Source organism: Enterococcus sp. B2E4, from assembly GCF_030499455.1.
GTDB classification, from domain to species: domain Bacteria; phylum Bacillota; class Bacilli; order Lactobacillales; family Enterococcaceae; genus Enterococcus_D; species Enterococcus_D casseliflavus.
This window is the reverse complement of the sequence record NZ_JAUKPK010000015.1, coordinates 37,980-62,297: the sequence shown is the minus strand read 5'-3', so window position 1 is coordinate 62,297 and position 24,318 is coordinate 37,980. Positions and strand designations below refer to the sequence as shown.

Below are 24,318 nucleotides of genomic sequence, written 5' to 3'. Positions count from 1 at the left end.
AAAAACGAAGCAGCCAGATTGAAAAGGCTGCTTCGTTTTTTGATTAATAAATCAATGAAAGAAAATCTTCAGGCGTGATATTGCCAAAATATTTTTTGACATCAATGTTGGCAATGACTTGTGCCAAATCTTCTTTGGCATAACGAGTACCGATCAGGGCTTGTTCTACATCTGCAATGTCCCCTAGGCCGAAAAAGTCGCCAAAGATTTTGGCATCCGTGATTTTTCCTTCCGCCACATTTAAACGAACTTCGATGGAGCCGATCGGGAATCGATGACGACGTTCGATATCAAAGGCTGGTGATTTGCCGTAATTCCAATCCCAGTTACGATAATACTTATCGGAAATCTCATTGATCTTGACCCAATCCTCTTCTGTTAGTTCATAGGTTTTGACGTCTTCCACGGAATCGACACCAAAAATCTTCAATAAGATTTCTTGACGGAACTCTTCAGTCGTCATGTCTTGCTTCTCTTTTGGCAAGAATGGTTTGATGTTGGTCACTCTTGAACGGATCGATTTGATGCCTTTTGATTCGATTTTGTCTTTACGGACTTTCAAGGCGTTAACTACTTCATTGATATCACTGTCAAACATGATCGTGCCATGAGCAAACATCCGGCCATTTGTTGCGTACATCGCATTCCCAGAAAATTTCATGTCATTGATCACAAGGTCGTTGCGGCCTTTTAGTTGCGCCCCTTCAACCCCCATCTCATGTAAAGCTTGGACGATTGGTTTGGTCAGTTTTTCAAAATCTCTGAAAGAATTCCCATCGTCAGGCATAATAAAGCTGAAATTCAAGTTTCCGAAATCATGATAGACTGCACCGCCGCCGCTGAAACGACGAACGACACGGATCCCATGTTCATCCACATACTCCTTATTGATCTCTTCGATCGTATTTTGATTGCGTCCAATGATAATCGATGGTTCATTAATGTAAAAAAGTAAGATGGGTTCATCCACTTTCATTTCTTGAAGAAGAAAAATCTCGATGGCTAAATTGATGCGTGGGTCATTCAGTTCGTTCGGTACAAAAAGCATACTATTCGTTCCTCCTAATTAGATGATTTCAATTATTTTTTGAACAGCCGCCAATTCAACGGGGATCCCATTGGCAGCTAGTGCAGCCTCTTCTCGTAACTGTTCTAAATCACCGTGTTGCGGCAAATGCGTCAACATTAATTTTTTTACCTGCGCCGCATGGGCAATCTCGCCTGCTTCTTTTGACGTAAAATGAGCCTTGTGCCGCTCATTGCCTGCAAAAAGATAGGTATCTGCCAAAAACAGGTCAGCTCCTTGTGCAAACGGAACAAAAGATTCTAAGTAGCCTGAATCGCCTGTAAAAACAAAAACCTTGCCTGTACTTTTCTCAACAAATCGCATGGCATAGCAAGTGACTGGATGGATCGTTTTCATAAAGGTAATGGTAAACGGGCCCAATTCCAATGACTCCGTTTGGAGGTAATCAATTCCTTGAGTCACTCCAGGCATCGTCAGGCTTTCAAAATGAACAGTGTCCTCACCATGTCCGTAGATCGGCAAAACCTGGCGTTCTTCGTTTCCTGGATATAATTGCCAATAGTATTGCAATACGCCTAGATCCGCAATATGATCGTGATGGTAATGCGTCAGAATCACTGCATCTAAGTCTAAGGGATCAAGGATTTTTTCTAGTTGGACCAAGGTGGTGCTTCCCGCATCAAGCAGCAAATGAAAGCCTTCCGACTCAATTAAATAGCCAGTAGTCCCTTCACCATTATACGGATAGGCACCTAAACAACCTAAGACAGTTATTTTCACTTGTGTTTCCTCCTCTTTGGCTCAAGCTGGTTTTCTACTTCTTTTATGCTATCACATCTCAGCTGATTTGACTAAAATCCGACCATTTTTTTGCAAAAAAAGATCGAGAAAACGAGAAAAAGACGACGTCTATTGGTAGAACCCTATGAATGAGTTTTTTACTCTATCTGCAGGGAGCCAGACCAATGGGCCGTCGTCTTTTTTGTTTATCTGATCATCGCTCGTTGTTCATTGATCAATTCCTCATAAAATACTGCATTGACTGCATAAGCGTAGGCGTTTGCCCATAGCATCCCGATCATCAGTGCCAAAAAGCCGAGAATAAACCAACCAATCAATGATAACTGTAGCCAAATGTATTGACCCAGATGTGGACGCAAGAGCGCAAAGGCCACTTTGATAGACTGAAGAACCCCTAATTCCGGTTGATCATAGCGCAGATAGATCGCTAATTGGATCACACCAGTAACGACTTGTGACAAAAAGAAGAACAAAATGATGGAGAGAAAAGTCCCAATCACAAAAGCGATCGAACCGTTAAACATCGATACATCAACAGAGATTCCCCGATTAAAATTGAATACCAAGCCCAAATATTGATTAAGGCCTGATAAGACAAACTGCGGCAAGAAAATCGCAAAACTCAAAAGATAATTTAAAAGCGCGCTCACTAAATTTAGTAGCAAAAACGGCACATAGAATCGTTTATCAAATACGAGAAAAATATCCGCCACCTTGATTCCTCTGCCACGAACCAGATAGAGTGCCATGATACTCAACGCTACCGAAAACGCAAAGAAGACAAAATTGTCCAAGATCAGATCGATCCAGCTCCCTGCATTGTTTGCACCAAAAGAAGTCCCAATACTACTAAAAAGCGAGCTGACCACCGCTTGTACCGCAACCGTCGCTAAAATACTTAAGACGAACGTTCCCCAGAATCCGCGCAAGGAGTTTTTGGCGGTCTCTCGAATCATTGTATTTGATCTCATAGACTCACCTTAATAACTGCGCAATGCTTTAACGGTCTTATCGTCTAAGCGGCGAACCACTTCCGTTACAAGCTTGACTGTATTGAAGTAGTCATCCTCATGAATGACAGAAGTATGAGAATGCAGGTAACGAACTGGCACGGTAATAGCGATCGAAGGGACCCCATCACGAGTCAAATGCATTTGACCAGCATCGGTTCCTCCACCAGTGATCACGGTATATTGGAAAGGAATTTCCATCTCTTCTGCGACATCGATCACAAAATTCAATAATTTCTTGTGAGGAATCATGGAAGCATCGAAAATCAGGACTTGTGGGCCTTTGCCTAACACAGAATCCGCTTCTTTTGGTGTCATTCCAGGTGTGTCCCCAGCGGTACCAGTATCTAGTGCGATAGCGATATCGGGATTCACTAAGTGAGTGCTTGTTCGCGCCCCTCTTAGGCCAACTTCTTCCATCACGTCACTGCCAGCAAACAAGCAGTTGGGATGACCTTCTGATGCCAAGGTTTCTAATACCCGCAGTGATACTGCCGTACCAATTCGATTGTCCCAAGCTTTGGCTAATAAAAATTTGCTGTCGTTCATCCGTTTGTATTGGATATAAGGGGTGATCATATCTCCTGGACGGATCCCCCAGCCTTTGGCTTCTTCTTCACTTGAAGCGCCGATATCAATGAACATATCTTTGATATCATACGGTTTATTTCGAGTCTCTGGACTCAAGACATGGGGTGGTTTTGATCCGACGACACCGTGGATCAATTTGCCTTCATTGGTTTTGATCTCGACTTGCTGTGCCAGCATCACTTGCCCCCACCAACCACCAAGGGTCTGGAATTCAATAAAGCCTTTTTCTGTGATTTTAGTTACCATAAAGCCGACTTCATCCATATGTCCCGAAATAAAAATTTTCGGTCCACCGCCATCACCAACATGTTTGGCAATGACGCTTCCTAAACCATCAAAAAAGATATCTTCAGCAAAGTCTTTGGCATATTCTTTAAAGACTTCACGCACTTCCTCCTCATTCCCAGGAACCCCACGTGCAGTCGTTAGGTCTATTAAAAGCTGTTCTTCTTTTTTCTCCATCTTGCTTCCTCCTTTGTCTCATTGATTATGATTATACCATTCTCTTAATCTGGTGCCAGTGGGAAATACAAAAAGATTGGTTAAATGAAAAAACGATCCTCGTTTTGTAGTGATCCTCAAGATTAGATTTTTTGGTCTAACTTGTAAGGTTCGCTTCAATTCTAAGGATCGTTTTATCAAGAATTCAATCAAGTTTCAATTATTCGCAGACACAGCTTGACGGTAATCAAATAGGCAAATAGATAGACGACTGCTGCAACTGCCGCAAACAAATGAGCGACCCAATACCCAGGACTGTCGATGATTTGGGTGAAGGTATTGATGGCAAAGACGGCATGCAAGATCGCCAGTAGCGTACCTGGCATAAAAATCCAGATGTTTTGCCAGTAAACGAGTTTGCGTACTTCTTTTCGGGTGTAACCTAGTTTGGTCAATAATCGGTAATTGTGTTTCTCCCGCTCGGTATTTGAAAATTGCCGAACGATCAAACTGCTGGATGTCGTGATCAAAACGATCACACCTACAAATAATGACACAAACAAAACGATTCCTGCTTGCCGCCGCACGCCGCGCATCGTTGTAAAACGATTCGCTAAGGTCAGTCGATATGCGGTTATCTGGTTATTCTCACTGGTGGAATCTCGGGCAGTCTCTGGATAAAAACGCACGCTTTTTTGGTCCTCGCTAAACTCATAGGTCAAAGGATGCGTCCACTCGATCGGCAGCTCTTCATCTAGCAGCTGAGTCAAGCTCTCCGTTTGCAACTTATCTGTTTGTAAATAAGCAACGCTATAGGTGAAGCCCTCAACTTGCTGGTACGCATCATCTTGGATGACAAGGACATTCGGCAAGGAATAGCGCAAGGCAGAATCCCCAAAATAATCCTGTTCTGCTTGAATGAGTTTGAACGTATGTTGACTGCCGATTTTGACCTCATCGCGATAGGTGATAAACGAACGAGTCACATCGTATTGACTGTCAAAAAGCACCGCTTGTTTATCGGTACTCAGTTGAATCTCCGGGGCATCGGGAACCAGTTTTCGCAGACGGTGATAATCAGAAAAAGCGACCAGATTCACCATAATATTTTCAATATTTTCGTCTTGCAACTCTCCAAGGTAACGGGTTTGAACCGTCATATTGGTCATTTTATAGGGAATCGATTGTTCGGCAATAATCGGTGTATCGGCTTTTTCTAAAAGGTCCCGCAAGGTATCTGCCTGCTCTTCTGACACTTGAAAGGACGTTGGATAAATGCGGTTCGTTGCTTGATAGTTTAATGAGATGACCCCCATCGTTCCCCCGATCAGGGAGATTGCGATCGCTGTGATGATCGTCAAAAGCGCATAGCTTTTCCACGTTCTTTGCAAGTAAGCCCGCACGTTATTGTAAGCAATCAGTTTCGCCCCTTTGATAAGACGTTTTTTCGGCTTGCTCAAAAAATATAACAGTGCCGGTAACGAGCAATCAAAAAAAAGATAGGTTGCCGTCACACAGCAAAACAGAATCAATAAAGGAATCCATAAAATTGCTGAAAAATCTTGTGTATACGTGATATAGTTGGTCCAAGTTTCCCGTAGGGTCAAAGACAGATAGTAGCCTACCCCCAGTAGAATCAGACCTAGAACCCCCATTAATGAACGAAACGGGGGCATTTTCATTTTCTTGATCGGTAAGCGGTATTCAGTCTTGATCAGCTCGCTCATTGGGGTACGCCAAACAAAAAGGATCACTTGAATACTCAAAATAATCATCGCCGCGATAAAGACAAAAACCGTTGAAAAAATCGATTGGGGTGAATTAAAGAAATGACTGGTTAAATTCAAGCCCATCGCCCGAATCAAAATCATAGAAAAAAATTTCGAAAAAATAATTCCCATAAAGATGCCGGTCACTAAAGAGAAAAAATTCAGTAGAAATGTTTCCCGCAGCAACAGCCAAGCCAGACGACCTTGTCGCAGCCCCAAAAGCTGGTAAACACTGATTTCTTTTTGCCGCTGACTAAGAAAAAAATGATTGGCACTCAGCATAAAAAACAAGACGACAAAGGCAACCACACTGCTGCCGAATCCTAAAACCCCTTCAATGCGGATATCTTGCTGGACCCGTTGATTGAGCAGACGATCATTCATCAAGGCGTTAAAGGAATAAAAAATCATCACAGCAGTCATCATACAAATAAAGTACACCATATAGTTGCGAAACTGCCGTAAAAAACTCCGCCAGCCGATTTTAAACAACATGGCGCGGACCGCCTCCAATCGTTGCCTGCATATCGATGATTTTTTCAAAAAATTCCTGACGCCCGCCTTTTTTGACGACTTCTGCAAAGAAGACACCGTCTCGGATGAATAAAATTCGGTTGCAGTAGCTGGCGGTGAAAGGATCATGGGTGACCATCAAGATCGTTGTTTTCTCTTGTTGATTGATTTGTGCTAAATACCGTAACAATTCTGTCGCCGCTTTTGAATCAAGGGCGCCAGTGGGTTCATCAGCAAAAAGGACCGCCGGACGACTAATGATTGCTCGAGCAGCAGCGACCCGCTGTTTTTGCCCTACAGACAATTCTTCTGGGTAGCGATCTAACAAGTGCTCGATTCCTAACAAATTGGCCGTTTGTTCAATGCGCTCTTGGGTTTCACTCACGGGCAAACGATCAATGGCAAGGGGAAGCAAGATATTGTCTCTGGCAGTCAACGTCTCTAAAAGATTAAAGTCTTGAAAGATAAAACCGATCTGCTGACGACGAAAATCACTGAGGGCTTTTTCCGACATTCGGGTAATGTCTTTGCCATCGATATAGATCGAGCCTAAGCTAGGTCGCATGATTGAAGACAAAAGATTCATCAGGGTCGTTTTCCCAGCACCGCTTGGCCCCATGACTCCAACAAATTCTCCTTGATCCACTGCAAAAGAAAGGTTATCTAATACTTTGGTTTGATTGAAACGAGTGCCGTAACTTTTGGTCAGATGCTTCACATCAATCATATTTTTCACATAGAACCCTCCTTTAATAAAATTCTCTCCTTATGGTAGCATACTTTTTCATTGAATACTTCTGCTTCAAAACAGAGAAAAAATAAATTTAAAAAAGTTTTTTATTCATTATGTGAAACATGGAACAACCAAACCCTTAATCTTATCAGTTTTCTCAGAAAACACTCCAATGAATATACACCATATATTGTGTATATCCAATTTATCAACCCTTATTCACCACTATATATAGTTGCTCATTTCTACAATTTGTTTTATTATATTGAGGAAGATAAGGAGTGGTAGAAATGATGAACATTAAGAGAAATCCTGAGCAAGGGTTGGAAAGACAGTCCGCTTTGCGTCAGTTAAAAATCGTAAAACGTGATGGACGGCTTGTCGATTTTGATGATCAAAAAATTTACGATGCGTTAGTGAAAGCCCTAAGAAAAATCAACGGCGAGCTTTCTCCCATCGACCACGAAAAAATCACCGAGATCGTTGACAGTGTCGATCACGAGATCGCGGAACGTTTTCGTACGAATGTAAAAATCTATGAGATCCAAAATATCGTCGAGCATATCTTATTAGCAAAAAACGAGTATGCCTTGGCTGAAGAATATATCAACTATCGGACCCATCGTGATTTCGAGCGCAGCAAAGCCACAGACATCAATTTTACGATCAACAAATTGATGAATAAAGATCAATCGGTCGTCAATGAGAATGCCAATAAAGATAGCAATGTGTTCAATACACAACGTGATTTGACCGCTGGGATCGTAGGAAAATCGATCGGTTTGAAAATGCTCCCTCCTCACGTGGCAAATGCTCACCAAAAAGGCGACATTCATTACCATGACTTGGATTATCATCCTTACACCCCAATGACCAACTGCTGCTTGATCGATTTTAAAGGCATGCTGAATAATGGGTTTAAAATTGGGAACGCCGAAGTGGAATCGCCAAAATCGATCCAAACGGCAACCGCTCAAATCTCACAAATCATTGCAAACGTAGCATCGAGTCAATATGGCGGCTGTTCTGCTGATCGAACAGATGAATTATTGGCTCCTTTTGCTGAGTTGAATTATCAAAAGCATCTAAAAGATGCCGAAGAATGGATCGAGTCGCCTGAACGTCGGGAAGCTTATGCGAAGAGCAAAACGCGCAAAGATATCTACGATGCAATGCAAAGTCTAGAATACGAAATCAATACGTTATTCACCTCAAACGGACAAACGCCGTTTACTTCCCTTGGGTTTGGTTTAGGAACCAACTGGTTCGAACGGGAGATCCAACGAGCGATTCTCCAAATTCGCATCAACGGGTTAGGCAGTGAAAAGCGTACCGCTATTTTTCCAAAATTGATCTTTAGTATTCGCCGTGGCGTCAACTTGGCCCCTACCGATCCGAACTATGATATTAAAGAACTGGCTTTAGAGTGTGCCACCAAACGGATGTATCCTGATATTTTGAATTATGATAAATTGGTTGAATTGACCGGCAGCTTTAAAGTGCCGATGGGCTGTCGTTCTTTCTTGCAAGGCTGGAAAAACGAACGTGGCGAAGAAGTCAATGTCGGTCGGATGAATCTAGGCGTCGTAACATTGAATATTCCTCGGATCGCCTTAGAAGCAAATGGTGATCAAGAAAAATTCTGGACGCTGCTGGAAGATCGTCTGCAAATCGTCAAGGATGCTCTTGTCTATCGGGTGGAGCGCTGTAAAGAAGCCAGTCCTGCGAATGCGCCGATCCTTTATATGTACGGGGCTTTCGGTGAACGCTTGGATCGCAAAGACAATGTGAATGAACTATTCAAAAACAAACGTGCTACTGTTTCTCTTGGATATATCGGTTTGTATGAAGCTGCTTCGGCTTTTTATGGTGGAACATGGGAACAAGATCCAGAAGCAAAAGCCTTTACCCTAGCGATCGTGAAAGAATTGAAAGCTCATGCAGATGCTTGGGGCGATGAATACGGCTATCATTTCAGCGTATACTCGACGCCTAGTGAAAGCCTGACTGATCGTTTCTGCCGCTTGGATACCGAAAAATTCGGTGAAGTTGAAAACATTACCGACAAAGAATACTACACCAACAGCTTCCACTATGATGTGCGGAAAAATCCGACACCATTTGAAAAACTTGATTTTGAAAAAGAATATCCAAAATACTGTTCTGGCGGGTTTATTCATTACTGTGAATACCCAGTCTTGCAGCAAAATCCAAAAGCGTTAGAAGCGGTTTGGGATTACGCTTATGATCGGGTCGCCTATCTTGGAACAAATACCCCTATCGATCACTGTTATGAGTGTGGGTATGAAGGAGATTTCAATCCAACCGAACGGGGCTTCGAATGCCCGCAATGCGGCAATCATGACCCAAAAAGTTGTGACGTCGTCAAAAGAACCTGTGGGTATCTTGGAAATCCTCAAGCTCGTCCAATGGTCAATGGACGGCACAAAGAAATTTCTGCCCGGGTCAAACATTTGCAAGAATAAACGAAAAAGGAGTGCTAGAATTCTTCTACACTCCTTTTCTTGAAGACCAATCCCTGTAATTCATGATAGAAAGAAGTTTTCTTATGAGAAATCCGAAACCTAAAGAATGGCAAGCCAAAGAATATAGCCAAAATTATATTGCTGATTACAAAGCCTTCAACTTTGTTGATGGTGAAGGCATTCGAAATAGTTTATACGTGAGCGGCTGTCTCTTTGCTTGTGAAGGATGTTTCAACAAAGCGGTCCAAAACTTTCGCTATGGTACACCTTTTACGCAAGAACTAGAGGATCGAATCATCGAAGATCTGCGGCATGATTATGTCCAAGGGCTGACCCTCCTAGGCGGCGAACCTTTCTTGAACACAACAGTCTGTCTGAAAGTCGTTGATCGGGTTCGTGCTGAATTTGGGCACAGCAAAGATATTTGGAGCTGGTCAGGCTACACCTATGAAGAATTGCTTTTGGAAACACCCGATAAATTGGAACTTTTATCCAAAATCGATATTTTAGTCGACGGTCGTTTTGAACTGAGCAAACGAAATTTAAACTTGCAGTTTCGCGGCAGCAGCAATCAACGAATCATTGATCTTGCTGCATCTCGGGAACAAGGAAAAGCGGTTATCTGGGCAAAGTGCAAAGATGCTGAAGCAAGCTACGAACAAATCAAAAAACAAATTTAAAAACTAAAAACACCGTGCATCTTGAGGTGACCCCAAAAGTTAGACCAAAAAATCGAACTTTTGGCGGTCACCTCCTCTTTCTTCAAAGATGATGCACGGTGTTTTTTATGTTATCTCAACTCAGTGACCAAGCTTTTTACAGGTACTTACTTGCTTCACGAATCGTCAAAGGCGCCAGACTTGTTTGATAGCGAAGCAGAAAGTCTTGGACCCACTGAGGATTCGTCTTGGCATAATCTCGTAAGCTCCAACCAATGGCTTTGTTGATAAAGAATTCAGAACTCCCCAAATTATTGACGAGGACCTCTTCAAGCAGTGGTCGATCCATCTGTTCTTTTTGCAGCAGTTGATGGAGTATTGCCACTCGCCGCAGCCAAAGATTTTCCTCAAGACTCCAGCGAAGCATTTCAGCTTTTAACGCTGGCAGTCGGCAAACTAGTTTTCTGACAACCTCACTTAGGGCATCCACGCTATCCCACCAAGCTTTTGTTATGACTAGCTGTTCAATTTTTGCCAGATCGATGGCCGCTAGAAACGGCTCCATCACCACTAAACAATCAATCGCAAGGTATTGGTGTTCCCGATAGCTGCTTTGCCAACAATGATCGATAAAGTCCCAATCAACCGTTTTCGTTTGTTTTGCTGCTTTCAAGGTCGCTTTCTCCTGCTGGCGGCGCAACGGCGTAGGAATGCCTAAAAAATCAAACTGATGCCGCATGTAGGCGGCCATTTTTTCACTTCGCTCCTGATCAGCCAACCCCACCATCGTGTCATATACTTGATAGAGTGTCATTTTGCTCCTCCTCTTCTGACTACTGCTCGTCAGATAGTTGCCATAAGGGCAGTACGATATTTTCATAGGTCAGTGGATCAAGATTTGTGACGGTGATCCCCAAAAGACGGATGCCTTTTTCCAGACCTAAAATTTCTTCCCAAATCAGACTTGCTTCGGAAAATAGCTGTTCTTTTTTATGAACATAGGTTGGCAAGGTCACTCGCTTGGTGATCGTAGAGTAATCACTGTAACGAACTTTCAACACGACCGTCTTGCCATGTTTTTGTGTGCGCTTCAGTGATCTTTCGACTTCTTCTGCGATAGCCCGTAACTGGCTCAATACTTGTTCTTCACTGGTTAATGGATTGCCGTATGTATGCTCTTTTCCAACTGATTTCCGTTCTCTCGTCACACTAACTGGGGAATCATGGATCCCTCTAACTTTCCGATACAAGGAATACCCCATTTTGCCAAATTCACGAATCAGCGCCATCTCACTCCAGCCATACAGATCAGCTCCTGTAAAAATACCTAACTCATGCATCCGCGGAACAGTTTTCTTCCCGATCCCGTGAAATTTATCAATGGGTAATTGTTGCAAAAATGCCACTGCCTCATCTGGCATCACCACCGTCAATCCTCGTGGTTTATGATAATCCGAAGACAGTTTTGCCAAGAATTTGTTGTAACTGACTCCTGCCGAACAGGTCAGATGAGTCTCTTGCCAGATGTCTCGTTGAATCAAACGAGCGATCTTAATTGCTGAAGGACAATTGATCTTGTTGACTGTGACATCTAGATACGCTTCATCAATAGAAACTGGTTCGATGATGTCGGTGTACCGATGAAAAATTTCTCTGACTTGCTGGGACACTTCACGATACTTTTGATGATTTCCCGGTTTAAAAATCGCTTGCGGACAAAGCTCATAGGCTTTTTGCGCACTCATTGCCGAGTGGATGCCATATTGTCGTGCCAGATAATTGGCGGTCGTGACCACTCCTCGTCCGCCAGTATCACTTGGGTGACGGGCAATGACGAGGGGATGCTTGGCAAGCTCTGGATCATCCCGTTCTTCCACCGAAGCAAAAAAAGCATCCATATCAATATGAATAATTTTGCGGCTCGTATCATTTTTTAAGGGAAATTGCAGTTCCGACATCGTTGTTCACCTCATTTCTTATTATAAACGAACAGAGGTTCCCTATCAAGCAAGGAATCGAGGGAAGTACGCAAAAAGGACCAATCTTCATTGGTCCTTCCTTCTATATTCACTGCTTTTGCGGCCCTCTTCATGGTCCAAGAAGTTCTACTATAAGGCAGCTTCCCCTCGTTCATTAGTGCGAATCCGAATCGCTTCTTCCAACGGGTAGACGAATATTTTGCCGTCACCGACTTCATCTGTCCGACAGATCGATACAATCAGCTCAATCACCGCGTCGACTTTTTCATCTGCTAAAACAAAACGGACATTTACTTTTGGTAAAAGAGTTGTGATCACTTCTTGGCCACGAATAAACTCTTTGAGGCCTTTTTGATTGCCACAGCCCAGCACTTGACTGACTGTCATGCCGCTGATCAAATCAGACTGATCCAAAGCGGCCTTTAGTTCTTCTAATTTTTCTTGGCGAATAATCGCTTCAACTTTTTTCATGACTGCTCCTCCACTCTTAAGAGTCTAACCCCATAAAGGTAGGATAGGCCGTTTCGTCATGTTCGATCCGATCCATCCCCACTGCTTCTTCTTGTTGCGATACGCGAATCGGCATTACCCATTTGATCAAAGTGATAATGACAAAGGATAAGATACCTGCGAATAGAATCGTAAATACGATACTTTCGGCTTGTGCGAGAAAAAGATCAACGCCGCCATAGAGCAATCCTGACCGTCCACCCACTGCTGGATCCGCAAAGATCCCCGTCATCAAACCGCCAAAGATCCCGCCTACGCCATGGCAGCCAAAGGCATCCAGCGCATCATCTAATCCTAGACGATGTTTGATGACAGAAATAAAGAAGTAGCAAAACGGACTGACTAAAGCGCCAATGATAAAGGAAGACCAAAGCGAGACAAATCCCGCACCTGGTGTGATGGCAACTAAGCCCACGACGGCTCCAGTACACGCACCAACGATCGTCGGTTTGCCCAACACGATTTTTTCGATCAGCATCCAAGAAAGCATCGCACTGGCTGCTGCCGTATTCGTGGTCATTAGGGCGTGGATCGCTAGACCATCAGCTGCTAACGCAGAGCCAGCATTAAAGCCAAACCAGCCAAACCATAAAAGGCCAGCACCTAGTACAACAAAGGGAATATTATGAGGACGATATTCGGTTTGATGAAATTCTCGCCGCTTACCGACAACGATCGCTAAGACTAACCCACTGATACCCGAACTGATATGAACGACATTGCCTCCTGCAAAATCGATCGAGCCGATCGCATCTAAAAAACCGCCGCCCCATACCATATGTGCCATTGGAAAATACACGAGAACTAGCCAGAAGCCGATAAATAGGAAAATAGCTGAGAAACGCATTCTGCCCACGACAGATCCAGTAATGATCGCCGTTGTGATCAAGGCAAACATCATTTGAAAGGCCGCAAATAACCCTTCAGGAATCCCTTCTCCTTCTGTCATCGAGACATGATTGAAAAAGACTTTATCTAAATTCCCAATAAATGAGCCTGTGCCGCTAAAAGATAAGGTATACCCTAAAGCGACCCATAGCACAGACGCCAAGCCCATCGTACAAATCACCATCATCATGGTATTGAGGATGTTTTTGCGACGTTCCAATCCTCCGTAAAAAAATGCCAATGCTGGAGTCATAAGAAAAACCATGCCGCTACAAATTAAAATAAATGCAATATTCCCTGTGTTCATTTTTGACGCCTCCTTTTCTTTATGTTAGCTATCCTAACATCATATTTTCAAATAATCTAGATTTTTCTGAGAAAATCGTGAATTTTCTGAAAATAGCTAACTGTCGATGTCAGATAATTTAACACAAGTCCGAAAAAAGACAAAAAAATACCGAGAGAATTCTCGGTATGATTACGTTTCTAATTGATGGTAGGCTTGATAAACAAGCTGTTTCTTCACTTGATTGCGTTTAGCCACTTCTTTGATGGCTTCTTTTGAGGACAAGTCTGCCTCTTTCATCAAGGCTGCCACCTGTTCAGCATAGCTTCCTTCATAAACGACTTCAGGGATTTCAGAAGCGCCTTCCACTAATAGACAGCATTCCCCTTTGATTGGTTGTTGGTCGAGGTATTCAATCAATTCTGAAAAGGTCCCTCGCAAGTATTCTTCGTGGATTTTCGTCAATTCACGGCAGATAACTGCTTGACGTTCTCCCAATACCTCTTTCATCGTTTCGATCGTCGCTGCGATTCGATACGGTGACTCATAAAAAATCATCGTAGCTTCTTGGCTTGCCAATTCACTTAAAGCTTGCTTTTGTTCTTTTTTCTTACGAGGTAAAAAGCCATAAAAAAGATTCGGCTGCGGTGATAAGCCAGAAGCGATCAGCGCGGTCAAACCAGCCGTAGGTCCTGGGAGCGCAATCACTGCGATTCCTTCGACCAAGCACGCCTTGACTAATTCATGACCTGGATCACTAATGGAGGGCATACCAGCATCACTGCATTGGGCAATAGTCTTGCCCATTTGCAGCTGTTCTATCAGCTGTGGCACCCGTTCTTTATAATTGTGTTCATGTAAGCTTTTTTGCGGTGTCGCAATCTCAAAATGATTTAACAATTTCTGGGTATTTCGAGTATCTTCACTTGCGATCAGGTCCGCTTCTTTTAAAATTTTGACACATCGGAACGTCATATCTTCCAAGTTACCGATCGGTGTTGGAACAAGATACAGTTTTCCAGTGTCATGTTTATAACTTTGCTGCTTTTGCATGTACTGCTCCTTTCGAAAAAAAGACCAGCAGAAACTGATCTTTTTTCTAACGAACCGCTTCGTCTGTCAGCTATTTGCCGCTTTCACGATAGATCACTTCTAGACAAAACGCACAAGGTTCGTCATGTTCTCTGCGAGAACCGTATAAGTCATAACAAACATGAAATCCTTCTTCGTAAATCTTTTCTAAATTCATCCGTGATTTAGAAAGCTCTTGTTTGACCGATTCAGCGGGTGCATCTGCCACTTGGTTCAACTCACGAATGTGTTCACGTAAGCGTTGATTTTCCAATTCTAATGTCGTATTTTTTTCGACGATTTCTTGCAAAGACTGCTTCATTTCCGCTAGATTATTCAAGGAATTTTGCAACTCCACTTCTAACTGATTCAATCCGTCATATATTGATCGTTTGTCCATGCTCATTATGGTCACCTACTTATTTTGTCACTAGTTCTTCATAATCATACTCGATTGGTGTTTGCCGATCATGCAAACGGACTTTGATCACTCGGCTCAACAGATCCAGCCCAACCACACGTCCTTTGCCATCTGGCGTTTCAACTTCCTTGCCGCGATCCGGCAATTCTTTTTTTGCACGCTCATACTCTTCACTTTCGTACTTAAGACAACACATCAAACGACCACATAACCCTGAAATTTTTGCAGGATTTAAGGAGAGTCCTTGATCCTTAGCCATCTTGATGGACACTGGGATAAAATCGCCTAAAAACGTCGCACAGCATAGTTTGCGACCGCAGGGTCCAACTCCGCCTAGCGCCTTTGCTTCATCCCTGACACCAATTTGGCGCAGTTCGATCCGTGTATGAAATTCACTTGCCAAGTCTTTGACCAACTCACGAAAATCAACGCGGCTTTCTGCCGTGAACGAAAAAATCAGTTTTGTGCGCTCAAAGGTATATGCCACCCGAATCAGCTTCATTGGCAGCTGGTGTGCTCGGATTTTTTCTTTCCCAATTTTCAACGCTTCGTCTGCTGCTTTTTGATTGGCGGCAGCTTGCTCCAAATCTTTTTTCGTCGCTCGACGCAGGATCGGTTTGACTGCTTGAGGCAAATCGCTCTCATTCATTTTTCTGCTTTTGGTAACCACCGTGGCAAGACATTTGGCATCTTGTGATTCCACGATGACTTGTTCATTTATGGTATAGGTCTGTTTTTTTGGTGTGTAAAAATAAATCTGGCCTACGTCATGATAACGCACTCCGACAACTTCGATCATCTCTGGTCTCCTCTTCCGGCTGCTGCGTTTTATCCATAGATGATTTTCACGGAAAATTGTTCTGCCACTCCTTGGAAAGACACATTGGCTTGCAATTTTTTTTGTGCTTGCAATGCGGCTTCAATGGCACGATTGATCTCTTTTCCCCATAAACCTTGTGCCAACAATCGATCTCGTTCCTCTTGAAAGTAAAATAACAAGAGCAAAAAGATTTCTGATTGCTGATTTTTTTCTTTTGCTAGACCCAATAATTTTTTCTGAACAAAAATAAATGCTTGCGGGTCTTTCTTCAAAAGGTAATTCACCCAACGCTTAACAGCATCCTTAGTTTCATTAAACCATTCATCCTGCGAGATTTCAACTGCTTTATGATAACTATTAGTCAAGTGGCTCAGAAGTCGACTCGTCTCTTTGGAAAGTCCTTCTTCTTGCAGCTTCTCCTGTAGTTTTTCTTTTGACAGCGGCGAAAAATGAATGATCTGACAGCGAGACTGAATCGTCGGCAAAATACGTCCTAAACTCTCGGTTTCTAAAATCGCCAAAAAGTTTCCCACCGGTTCTTCTAAAAACTTTAATAGGCTGTTGGCAGCGCTGTTGTTCATTTTGTCTGCTTGAGACAAAATAAAGATTTTCAGACGACTTTCAAAGCCGCTTTTTGAGAACTCCTCTTGCAGCTGCCGAATCTGGTCGACTTTGATCATCTGCCCATCCGGCTCGATTTGGATGACGTCAGGATGCTCTCCTTGGGCGATCCGCAGACAATTGCTGCATGTGCCGCACGGGGCTTCTTCTTGCACATTGGTACAAAAAAGGCGTTTTGCGAGCCACAGACTTAATTCGTGCTTGCCAGTCCCCTTGTCCCCTTCAAAAAGATAAGCATGAGCAATGCGCCCATGCTTGATACTTTTTTTTAGTTGGGCAAAAACAAGAGGCTGATATTCTTGTAGAAATAACTCCTCCATGAAAAGCTCCTTTTTTAATATTGATGGAATCCGTCAACCGGTAGCACGAACACAGTTGCTCCGCCGACTTCGACTTCGACTGGATAAGGAACTTGACCGTCTAAGGAAATGTCTAAAGACATCGGTGTCGAGACATATTGTTTTCTTGATTGACAGGTTTTTTTGATCAATTCTAATGCATCTTGTACCCGATCGTCTTCAATACCAATGATAAACGTACTGTTGCCAGCCTTTAAAAACCCACCCGTTGAGGACAATTTTGTAGCACGGATATTGGCATCAATAAACTCATTTGCCAAACGATTACTGTCTTTGTCTTGTACGATTGCCATAATTAATTTCATGGGACCATCTCCTTTGTGTTATCCAACCTACTCTAGATTGACTTGAAGTAAGCAGGATACGATTCAACGATTGCTGAATAGCTGGATTCAACAACTTCTTGTAACCCCATTCTAGCATCAATCTTATGAATGCGTACAGGATTTTCTTCCGCCAGCTTAAGATACGCATGACGAACCCGTTGGTGAAACTCCAATCCTTCCGAATCTAAGCGGTCATATTGATGTGCGCGGTTTTCTTGGATGCGACGCAAGCCAGTATCAGAGTCAACATCTAGATACAAGGTAAAATCAGGCGTCGTTCCTTCCGTCGCAAACTCGTTGATCCGTGCGATCTCAGGAATCCCGATGCGGCGTCCAGCTCCTTGATAGGCAAGCGAACTGTCAACAAAGCGGTCACAAATCACGATGTGTCCAGCATTTAATGCCGGCAGGACAACCTCAATCAAGTGTTGGCGGCGGGCCGCTGCATAAAGTAAGGCTTCCGTCCGCTCATCCATTTCTTCATTTCGCGGATCTAAAATAATTTTACGAATCTTTTCAGCGATTTTAACACCGCCTGGTTCTCTTGTTTTCACGATTTTTCTTGTTGCTTCAAGCTGTAACCGAGGATACAACTCTTCGATCACACTGGTTTTTCCAGCACCATCCGGTCCTTCGATGGTTATAAACAATCCATTCACCCTAATTGCCTCCAATATCTTTATAATTCTCGGCGACCTTCTACTGCTTTTAGCAAGGTCACTTCATCCGCGTATTCAATATCGCTGCCCACAGATAAGCCATGAGCCAAACGCGTGACTTTAATACCAGCAGGCTTGATCAAACGTGACATATACATCGCCGTTGCTTCACCTTCCGTGGTCGCATTGGTCGCAATAATCACTTCTTTGACCTGATCATCATGCAGCCGCTGTATCAGCGATGCAATGTTGATATCTTCTGGACCTGTCCCTTCCATCGGGGATAACACGCCATGCAGCACATGATAAAGTCCATGATACTCCCGGACTTTTTCTAGTGCCATGACATCTTTAGGCTCTTCAACCACTAAAATCGTTTCTTTGTCTCTTGTTGGATCACTACAGATCTCACAAGGATCTTCTTCAGTTATATTTCCGCAAATACTGCAAAAGTGCAAATCTCGTTTGACACTAAGCAACGATTTGGCAAACTCATTGACGACTTCTTCTTTCATATCGATCGTATAAAATGCCAAACGTGTCGCGGTTTTTTGTCCGATTCCCGGCAGTTTCATGTAACTGTCGATCAATCGGGCGATCGGTTCAGGATATTGCACCGTCATTTCTCCTTTTATAGACCCGGAATGTTTCTTGTATATTTGCCCATCGTTTGTTCCGATTCTTTTTCAATTTTCTTCAATCCGTCATTGACAGCTAAAATGATCATATCTTGCAGCATTTCCACATCGTCAGCATCAACGATCGCTTCATTGATAGTAATGTCTTGTAATGTCTTATCGCCAGTAAAGGTCGCTTTGACATAGCCATTTGTCGATTCGCCGATAAATTGTTTGCTGTTCAGCGCTTCTTGTTCTTTCATCATTTCTTTTTGCATTTTTTGCATTTGTTTCATCATGCCTTGCATATTTCCCATGCCTCGCATCATTATCAATCACTCCATTTTCATTAATTTTCTTCAATGCTGGTTAATTCACCAAATAACTCTTGCGCTTTTGTTACTAAGTCGTCATTTTCAGGTTCGACAGGAGCGGCTTCGGTCTCTTCTTGGTCTACTTCAATTTCCGAATCTGCCGTTGCTTGACCGCCGGCCAAAAACTCTTGCCGTAGTGCTGGCCAACTTTCTTTTGTGATAAAGACAGCCTGGGGGGCGTAGTCTTTGATCATGCGAGACAATTGATTATGGATCATCAATTGAAACTCTTGGTCGTTACTTGCTCGCTGGCATAAGATCTCATAGTCAAAAGCGATCACGACGCCCGATTCGCTGGCAGCTTTTGCTTCACTGGAATGCAGCATCGCTCTTTGCGTCACGGAAAGAGACATCAAAAGATCGTCCCAAACATTGCGAACGTTTGCCAAGTCTTTCTTCGTTGCACTTTTCAGTACTTGGAACACGCGTTCCTTTGGTAAACGGAACGTAGTGGTCGCCTTGGCTTTCTTCACTGGCGCAGTGGTTTCCGCAACGGCACCTGCCGGTCGATTCTCCTGCAGTCGTTGCACCTCTGCCTGAAGTTTTTGCAATGCTTGCCGTAACTGCGCCACTTCTTGACTATTATCAGCTGAATTGCTAGCAACAGCAGCACTTTCTGGATCATTGGCTAATTTGACCACAGCCACTTCCAGATAGATCGTAGGATTGTTCGTAAATCGTACTTCATTTTGCGTATCGTTTAAGACCGTGATCCAGTGATAGATTTTTGCTGGCGGGGTATTTTTTGCCAGTGTTTGAAACGCTTCAGTCAATTGCAGCGACTTTTCAGATAGCAGCTGCGGCGCTTGTTGATACATCAGCAAGTCTCGACAATAAACCAACAAGTTTTCCAATAAACGTCGGGCTTCTTTACCAGAGGCTAATAACTCCCGCAAGGTCGCTAACGCATCGGCAACTTCTTTTTCCCCGCAAGCTTGCATCAGACGGTCCATCATTTCATAGGACAAGCTGCCCGTCACTTCAAGAGCATCTTGGGTCGTTACGGTTCCATCACTAAAAGCGATCGCCTGGTCGGTGATACTCAAGGCATCCCGCATACCGCCTTCTGCGGCTCGCGCAATGATCTGTAAAGCTTCTGCTTCGTAATTGATCTCACTAGTAGTAAGGACCGTTTCTAAATGACCCACGATATCTTGCGTATTGATCCGTTTGAAATCAAAACGTTGGGTTCGAGAAATGATCGTTGCTGGAATCTTATGGGGCTCTGTTGTTGCCAAAATAAAGACAACATTTTTCCGTGGTTCTTCCAATGTTTTTAGTAAAGCGTTGAATGCGCCTGTTGACAGCATGTGCACTTCATCAATGATATAAACTTTGTATTCAGCTTGGGTCGGTGCATAGTTCGCACGATCACGAATAAAGCGAATTTCTTCTACACCGTTGTTGCTTGCCGCATCGATTTCGATCACGTCTTCTTGCGTCCCTGCTGTGATTGAGCGACACATATCGCACTCATTGCAAGGCTCACCGTTGACCTGGTTCGGACAATTGATGGCTTTGGCAAAAATTTTCGCTGCACTTGTTTTCCCGGTTCCTCGAGGACCCGTAAATAAATAGGCATGCGAGATCTGGTTTTGATCGATTGCATTTTTTAAGGTTTGGGTAATTGCTTTTTGTCCGACAACATCATCAAAACGCTGAGAACGCCAAACACGATATAATGCTTGATAAGCCATAGTTTTCCACACTCATTTCAAAATTCGCTACCTTCTATTATACGTAATATCAGCCAAAAAAACCACCGTTTGCGTGGGGGAATCTCAAAAGAAATGGAAATTTAATCCGCAATCTCCAATTTTTCTCTTTTATTCAAATCCACCTGCGAACGAACCGTTTATTGATGGATTTTGCGAAAAACTCCTCTCCAACTTTAGACTGATAACGTAAATCTCACCTCCTATGGTATAATGAATCTATGTTCATCTATTGTGATGAAAACAATTTAAAGGAGGACTGAAAATGGGTATTATCAAAGCGGCAACAAGCGCAATTGGCGGCGGATTAGCAGATCAATGGCTAGAGGTGATCGAGCCTGACAATATGAGCGATTCGACAGTAATGACAAAAGGTGTCAAAGTGCGGCGTAATGACAAACGCGGTTCCAACAGAAAAGGCACAGAAGATGTCATCACTGATGGCTCAGTGATCCATGTCTATCCGAATATGATGATGTTATTGGTTGATGGCGGGCGAATCATCGATTATACCGCCGAAGAAGGCTACTATACAGTGAAAAACGAATTAGCGCCTTCAATGTTAAACGGTTCATTGAAAGATGCGATTTCTGAAACGTTTGACCGCTTTAAGTTTGGTGGCGTTACACCGCAAAAACAACAAGTTTTTTATATCAATCTACAAGAAATCAAAGGGATTCGCTTCGGTACTTCCTCGCCTTTGAATTATTTTGACAACTTTTACAACGCAGAACTTTTCTTGCGGGCGCACGGAAACTATTCCTTACGAATTACCGATCCAATTTTGTTCTATACGAATGCGATCCCAAAAAACAAAAGTCAAGTCGATATCAACGACATCAACGAGCAGTACTTAGCTGAATTTTTGACCGCCCTACAAACAGCGATCAACAAAATGTCAGCTGATGGCGAACGAATTTCTTACGTTCCATCTAAGAGCATGGAATTAAGCAAATATATGGGAACAGTTCTTGATGACAGCTGGCGAGAACTCCGAGGAATGGAAATCGTTTCGGTTGCAGTCGCAAGCATCTCTTATACGGATGATTCCGTAAAATTGATCAACATGCGGAACCAAGGGGCAATGTTAGGTGACCCTTCGATTCGTGAAGGCTATGTTCAAGGTTCGGTAGCTCGTGGTATGGAATCTGCCGGTAGCAATGCCGCTGGCGCTACGACTGGGTTTGTTGGCATGGGCATGGGGATGAACGCTGGTGGCGGTTATTTGAACCAAGCGTCACAAAACAACCAACAGCAGATGCAGCAGCAACAAGCACCTGCACAAAGCAACGCAGATCATTGGGACTGCCCACAATGCGGCACATCTAATACTGGTAAATTCTGCAGCAATTGCGGCACGCCTAAACCAACGAGCGATGGACCAAGTCTGAAAATGAAATGCAGCGATTGTGGTGAAGTGATCGATTTAGCCAACGGCATTCCAAAATTCTGTCCGAATTGCGGCAAACCTTTCAAAGGTGTCCCAGTCGACTAATTGAGGAGGATTGCTGATGGATGTTATCACACATAAGTGCCCCAATTGCGGGGGCGCTTTAACCTTTGATCCTGGCGATCAAAAATTTCATTGTCCATTTTGTCTGAGTATTTTTACTGAAGACGAAGTCACTGCCTTTGAAGAAAAGCAAAATGAAGCGCAAATGGCCGCTGATTCTTCTGTAGATGCCACGGCTGCCTCAGTGACGGAGCCGAGCCTTGAAGAAGAAGTGCAGCAACAAGCCAATGCACAAGCGGGACAGATGGACCTTTTCACCTGCCCCAGCTGCGGTGCTGAAATCGTGACGGATGCGACGACGGCCGCAACTTATTGCTACTTTTGCCATAACCCGGTCGTTTTATCTGGACGGCTTTCGGGAGAATTTTTGCCAAACAAAGTCCTTCCCTTTGCGATTGAAAAAGAAGAAGCAACCCAAAAGTTCTTAGAATGGGCACAAAAGAAAAAATTCGTCCCACGGGATTTCTTCGATCAAGCACAAGTAGAGAAATTGACTGGCGTATACTTTCCTTATTGGGTCGTCGATGCCGAGATGAACGGCTCCCTTTCAGGAATGGGTACCTCCTTGCGAATTTGGCGAGTGGGTGACATTGAATATACCGAGCATAAACAATACGACGTCTTGCGACGAGGCAAAATCAAAATAAACGAATTACTCAAGCATGCGTTGTCAAAAAACGTCCAACAAAAAATGGTGACTGGCGTTCAGCCGTTTCCCCTTGAAAAAGCTGTTAATTTTCGCAGTCAGTATTTAGCCGGCTTCCAAGCAGAAAAAAGAGACATTGAATACATTGATCTTTCCGACGAAGTCAAAAACGAGTTATCGGGGTATGCTGAAAATCTGCTAGCAGGTACGGTCAATGGCTATACTAGTTTTAAACGCAACAATCGATCCATCAATCTAACAAAAGAAGAAAACAACTACGTTTTGCTTCCTGTATGGCTAGTGACCTATCGAGCCGATGATGAAAACAAGAGTGCCTTTTATTATGCGATGAATGGGCAAACAGGAAAAGTCAGCGGTGTTTTACCGATCAGTTACAAACGCTTGGGAATCGTCAGTGGCGCAATTTTCGCGGCAACGACCATCCTCGCATTGATTGGAGCGTATTTCTTATGAAAAAACTATCTTATTTGTTGCTTCTGCTGGTTGGCTTTTTCTTAACCACCCTGCCCGCCTTTGCAGCCGAAGAGACAGTCGCAGACCACGCTGGACTTTTTACCGAACAAGAAATCCAGAAGTTGAATGAAGAAGCAGAAGCGCTGAATGCGAAAATCAAAGGCGAAGTGTTTATTCAAACAACGAACAGCAACACGGGAGATATCGAGTTGTATACTAATCGGTATCTTTCAAGACGGATCGGCAACGACAACAATGGATCCGCTTTGGTGATCGATATGTCGCAACGTAAATTTCACGTTTCGACTTCTGGAAATATGATCGATTACCTCACCGATTCACGTCTAGATAATCTTCTTGATGCGGTATTTGACCAAATGGCAGAGGGAAATTATTACCAAGCGGCATTGGTCTATCTGCAAAAAGCAGCTGGTTTTGTGGAAGCAGGTGTTCCTGCCGATCACTATCGTATCGATCGTGATACTGGAAAAATTACTTATTACAAAGTGATGACGCCACTAGAAATTGCTATTTGCTTAGCAATCGCAGCAGTGATCAGTATCGCCTTTTTCATCATTGTTAAATCCCGTTACCAATTAAAAATGGGCGGCTACAAATTTAACTATCTAGAAAAATCAAGTATTGATCTGACCCAAAAAGAAGATCGCTTAGTCAACTCCTTTGTCACAACCAGACGCATCCCTCGTCCTTCGAATAATGGCGGAGGCGGCGGTGGTGGCGGTTTTTCTGGCGGTGGCGGCGGCAGTACGACCCACTCTTCTGGTGGCGGTACTTTCGGCGGCGGCGGACGCAGTTTCTAATCGTTAAATAGTTGTTTTGAATGTAAAAAAGAGTTCCTTCAAACGGGAACTCTTTTTTTTGCTGCTATTCATACCATGAATCGACAAGATCCTTTAGCTATCGTCACAATGATTTTGACCCTATCGCAGGTAAAGATATAGAGATCCTTTTGATAATTTTAAATGAACCTCATCGATTTTACTTGAGT

24 protein-coding genes are annotated in these 24,318 nt (G+C 43.4%); 5 read left to right on the top strand and 19 right to left on the bottom strand.

Annotated elements, in window-relative coordinates:
* Positions 1–43 precede the first annotated feature (43 nt).
* The 6 genes from Q1X33_RS11705 to Q1X33_RS11680 form a co-directional block, all read right to left on the bottom strand.
* A complete protein-coding gene (locus Q1X33_RS11705) occupies positions 44–1,048 on the bottom strand; it encodes a lipoate--protein ligase (protein WP_005229859.1) in 1,005 nt (334 codons plus the stop codon).
* An 18-nt stretch (positions 1,049–1,066) separates the two neighbouring features.
* Positions 1,067–1,807: an MBL fold metallo-hydrolase gene (locus Q1X33_RS11700; protein WP_005229857.1), complete on the bottom strand. Its 741-nt coding sequence runs from the start codon at positions 1,805–1,807 to the stop codon at positions 1,067–1,069.
* Between the two features lie 206 nt (positions 1,808–2,013).
* The gene (locus Q1X33_RS11695; RefSeq protein WP_005229855.1) at positions 2,014–2,799 is read right to left on the bottom strand and encodes a DUF975 family protein; all 786 of its coding nucleotides are present in this window, start codon (positions 2,797–2,799) and stop codon (positions 2,014–2,016) included.
* Positions 2,800–2,808: 9 nt separating this feature from the next.
* Positions 2,809–3,891, bottom strand: a complete 1,083-nt coding sequence (locus Q1X33_RS11690) for a M42 family metallopeptidase (RefSeq protein WP_005229852.1) — start codon at positions 3,889–3,891, stop codon at positions 2,809–2,811.
* A gap of 188 nt (positions 3,892–4,079) precedes the next feature.
* Complete coding sequence (locus tag Q1X33_RS11685; protein WP_301969681.1) at positions 4,080–6,134, bottom strand: FtsX-like permease family protein; 2,055 nt, start codon at positions 6,132–6,134, stop codon at positions 4,080–4,082.
* Complete coding sequence (locus tag Q1X33_RS11680; RefSeq protein WP_005229848.1) at positions 6,124–6,888, bottom strand: ABC transporter ATP-binding protein; 765 nt, start codon at positions 6,886–6,888, stop codon at positions 6,124–6,126. Before Q1X33_RS11680 ends, Q1X33_RS11685 begins: the two co-directional genes overlap by 11 nt.
* A gap of 287 nt (positions 6,889–7,175) precedes the next feature.
* On the opposite strand from Q1X33_RS11680, the gene nrdD reads away from it, so the two are divergent.
* Together nrdD and nrdG are read left to right on the top strand one after the other, a co-directional pair.
* Positions 7,176–9,371 carry an anaerobic ribonucleoside-triphosphate reductase gene (nrdD, locus tag Q1X33_RS11675; RefSeq protein WP_034869343.1) on the top strand — a complete coding sequence of 732 codons (2,196 nt, stop codon included), beginning with the start codon at positions 7,176–7,178 and terminating at the stop codon, positions 9,369–9,371.
* An 83-nt stretch (positions 9,372–9,454) separates the two neighbouring features.
* Positions 9,455–10,051: an anaerobic ribonucleoside-triphosphate reductase activating protein gene (gene nrdG, locus Q1X33_RS11670; protein ID WP_005229836.1), complete on the top strand. Its 597-nt coding sequence runs from the start codon at positions 9,455–9,457 to the stop codon at positions 10,049–10,051.
* Positions 10,052–10,187: 136 nt separating this feature from the next.
* Here nrdG and Q1X33_RS11665 read toward each other — a convergent pair whose 3' ends face one another.
* From Q1X33_RS11665 to dnaX, 13 genes are all read right to left on the bottom strand, one after another.
* Positions 10,188–10,844 (bottom strand): DNA alkylation repair protein, encoded by a 657-nt coding sequence (locus Q1X33_RS11665; protein ID WP_301969680.1) that lies wholly within the window; start codon positions 10,842–10,844, stop codon positions 10,188–10,190.
* Positions 10,845–10,863: 19 nt separating this feature from the next.
* Positions 10,864–11,988: a DNA polymerase IV gene (gene dinB / locus Q1X33_RS11660; RefSeq protein ID WP_005229832.1), complete on the bottom strand. Its 1,125-nt coding sequence runs from the start codon at positions 11,986–11,988 to the stop codon at positions 10,864–10,866.
* Positions 11,989–12,138: 150 nt separating this feature from the next.
* A complete protein-coding gene (locus Q1X33_RS11655) occupies positions 12,139–12,480 on the bottom strand; it encodes a P-II family nitrogen regulator (protein WP_005229830.1) in 342 nt (113 codons plus the stop codon).
* A 16-nt stretch (positions 12,481–12,496) separates the two neighbouring features.
* Complete coding sequence (locus Q1X33_RS11650; RefSeq protein WP_005229828.1) at positions 12,497–13,714, bottom strand: ammonium transporter; 1,218 nt, start codon at positions 13,712–13,714, stop codon at positions 12,497–12,499.
* 171 nt (positions 13,715–13,885) lie between these two features.
* Entirely contained in the window at positions 13,886–14,746 is an 861-nt protein-coding gene (gene rsmI / locus Q1X33_RS11645; protein ID WP_005229825.1) for a 16S rRNA (cytidine(1402)-2'-O)-methyltransferase, read from the bottom strand.
* Positions 14,747–14,816: 70 nt separating this feature from the next.
* The gene (locus Q1X33_RS11640; RefSeq protein ID WP_026008088.1) at positions 14,817–15,164 is read right to left on the bottom strand and encodes a DNA replication initiation control protein YabA; all 348 of its coding nucleotides are present in this window, start codon (positions 15,162–15,164) and stop codon (positions 14,817–14,819) included.
* A gap of 19 nt (positions 15,165–15,183) precedes the next feature.
* A complete protein-coding gene (locus Q1X33_RS11635; RefSeq protein WP_005229821.1) occupies positions 15,184–15,984 on the bottom strand; it encodes a stage 0 sporulation family protein in 801 nt (266 codons plus the stop codon).
* A gap of 29 nt (positions 15,985–16,013) precedes the next feature.
* Positions 16,014–16,946 (bottom strand): DNA polymerase III subunit delta', encoded by a 933-nt coding sequence (holB, locus tag Q1X33_RS11630; RefSeq protein ID WP_005231923.1) that lies wholly within the window; start codon positions 16,944–16,946, stop codon positions 16,014–16,016.
* Positions 16,947–16,960: 14 nt separating this feature from the next.
* The gene (locus Q1X33_RS11625; protein WP_005229817.1) at positions 16,961–17,290 is read right to left on the bottom strand and encodes a cyclic-di-AMP receptor; all 330 of its coding nucleotides are present in this window, start codon (positions 17,288–17,290) and stop codon (positions 16,961–16,963) included.
* Positions 17,291–17,322: 32 nt separating this feature from the next.
* Positions 17,323–17,970 (bottom strand): dTMP kinase, encoded by a 648-nt coding sequence (gene tmk / locus Q1X33_RS11620; RefSeq protein ID WP_005229815.1) that lies wholly within the window; start codon positions 17,968–17,970, stop codon positions 17,323–17,325.
* Positions 17,971–17,990: 20 nt separating this feature from the next.
* Positions 17,991–18,587: a recombination mediator RecR gene (gene recR / locus Q1X33_RS11615; protein ID WP_005229813.1), complete on the bottom strand. Its 597-nt coding sequence runs from the start codon at positions 18,585–18,587 to the stop codon at positions 17,991–17,993.
* A 14-nt stretch (positions 18,588–18,601) separates the two neighbouring features.
* Positions 18,602–18,916, bottom strand: coding sequence for a YbaB/EbfC family nucleoid-associated protein (locus Q1X33_RS11610; protein WP_005229811.1), 315 nt, complete (start codon positions 18,914–18,916; stop codon positions 18,602–18,604).
* A gap of 20 nt (positions 18,917–18,936) precedes the next feature.
* Positions 18,937–20,658 carry a DNA polymerase III subunit gamma/tau gene (gene dnaX / locus Q1X33_RS11605; protein WP_015509951.1) on the bottom strand — a complete coding sequence of 574 codons (1,722 nt, stop codon included), beginning with the start codon at positions 20,656–20,658 and terminating at the stop codon, positions 18,937–18,939.
* A gap of 283 nt (positions 20,659–20,941) precedes the next feature.
* Between dnaX and Q1X33_RS11600 the strand changes: the two genes are divergently transcribed.
* The 3 genes from Q1X33_RS11600 to Q1X33_RS11590 are packed head-to-tail and all read left to right on the top strand — an operon-like array spanning position 20,942 to position 24,130.
* Positions 20,942–22,171, top strand: a complete 1,230-nt coding sequence (locus Q1X33_RS11600) for an SPFH domain-containing protein (RefSeq protein WP_010749514.1) — start codon at positions 20,942–20,944, stop codon at positions 22,169–22,171.
* Positions 22,172–22,187: 16 nt separating this feature from the next.
* The gene (locus Q1X33_RS11595; protein ID WP_034869341.1) at positions 22,188–23,309 is read left to right on the top strand and encodes a hypothetical protein; all 1,122 of its coding nucleotides are present in this window, start codon (positions 22,188–22,190) and stop codon (positions 23,307–23,309) included.
* Positions 23,306–24,130: a TPM domain-containing protein gene (locus tag Q1X33_RS11590; RefSeq protein ID WP_201689435.1), complete on the top strand. Its 825-nt coding sequence runs from the start codon at positions 23,306–23,308 to the stop codon at positions 24,128–24,130. Before Q1X33_RS11595 ends, Q1X33_RS11590 begins: the two co-directional genes overlap by 4 nt.
* The last annotated feature ends 188 nt before the right edge of the window (positions 24,131–24,318 follow it).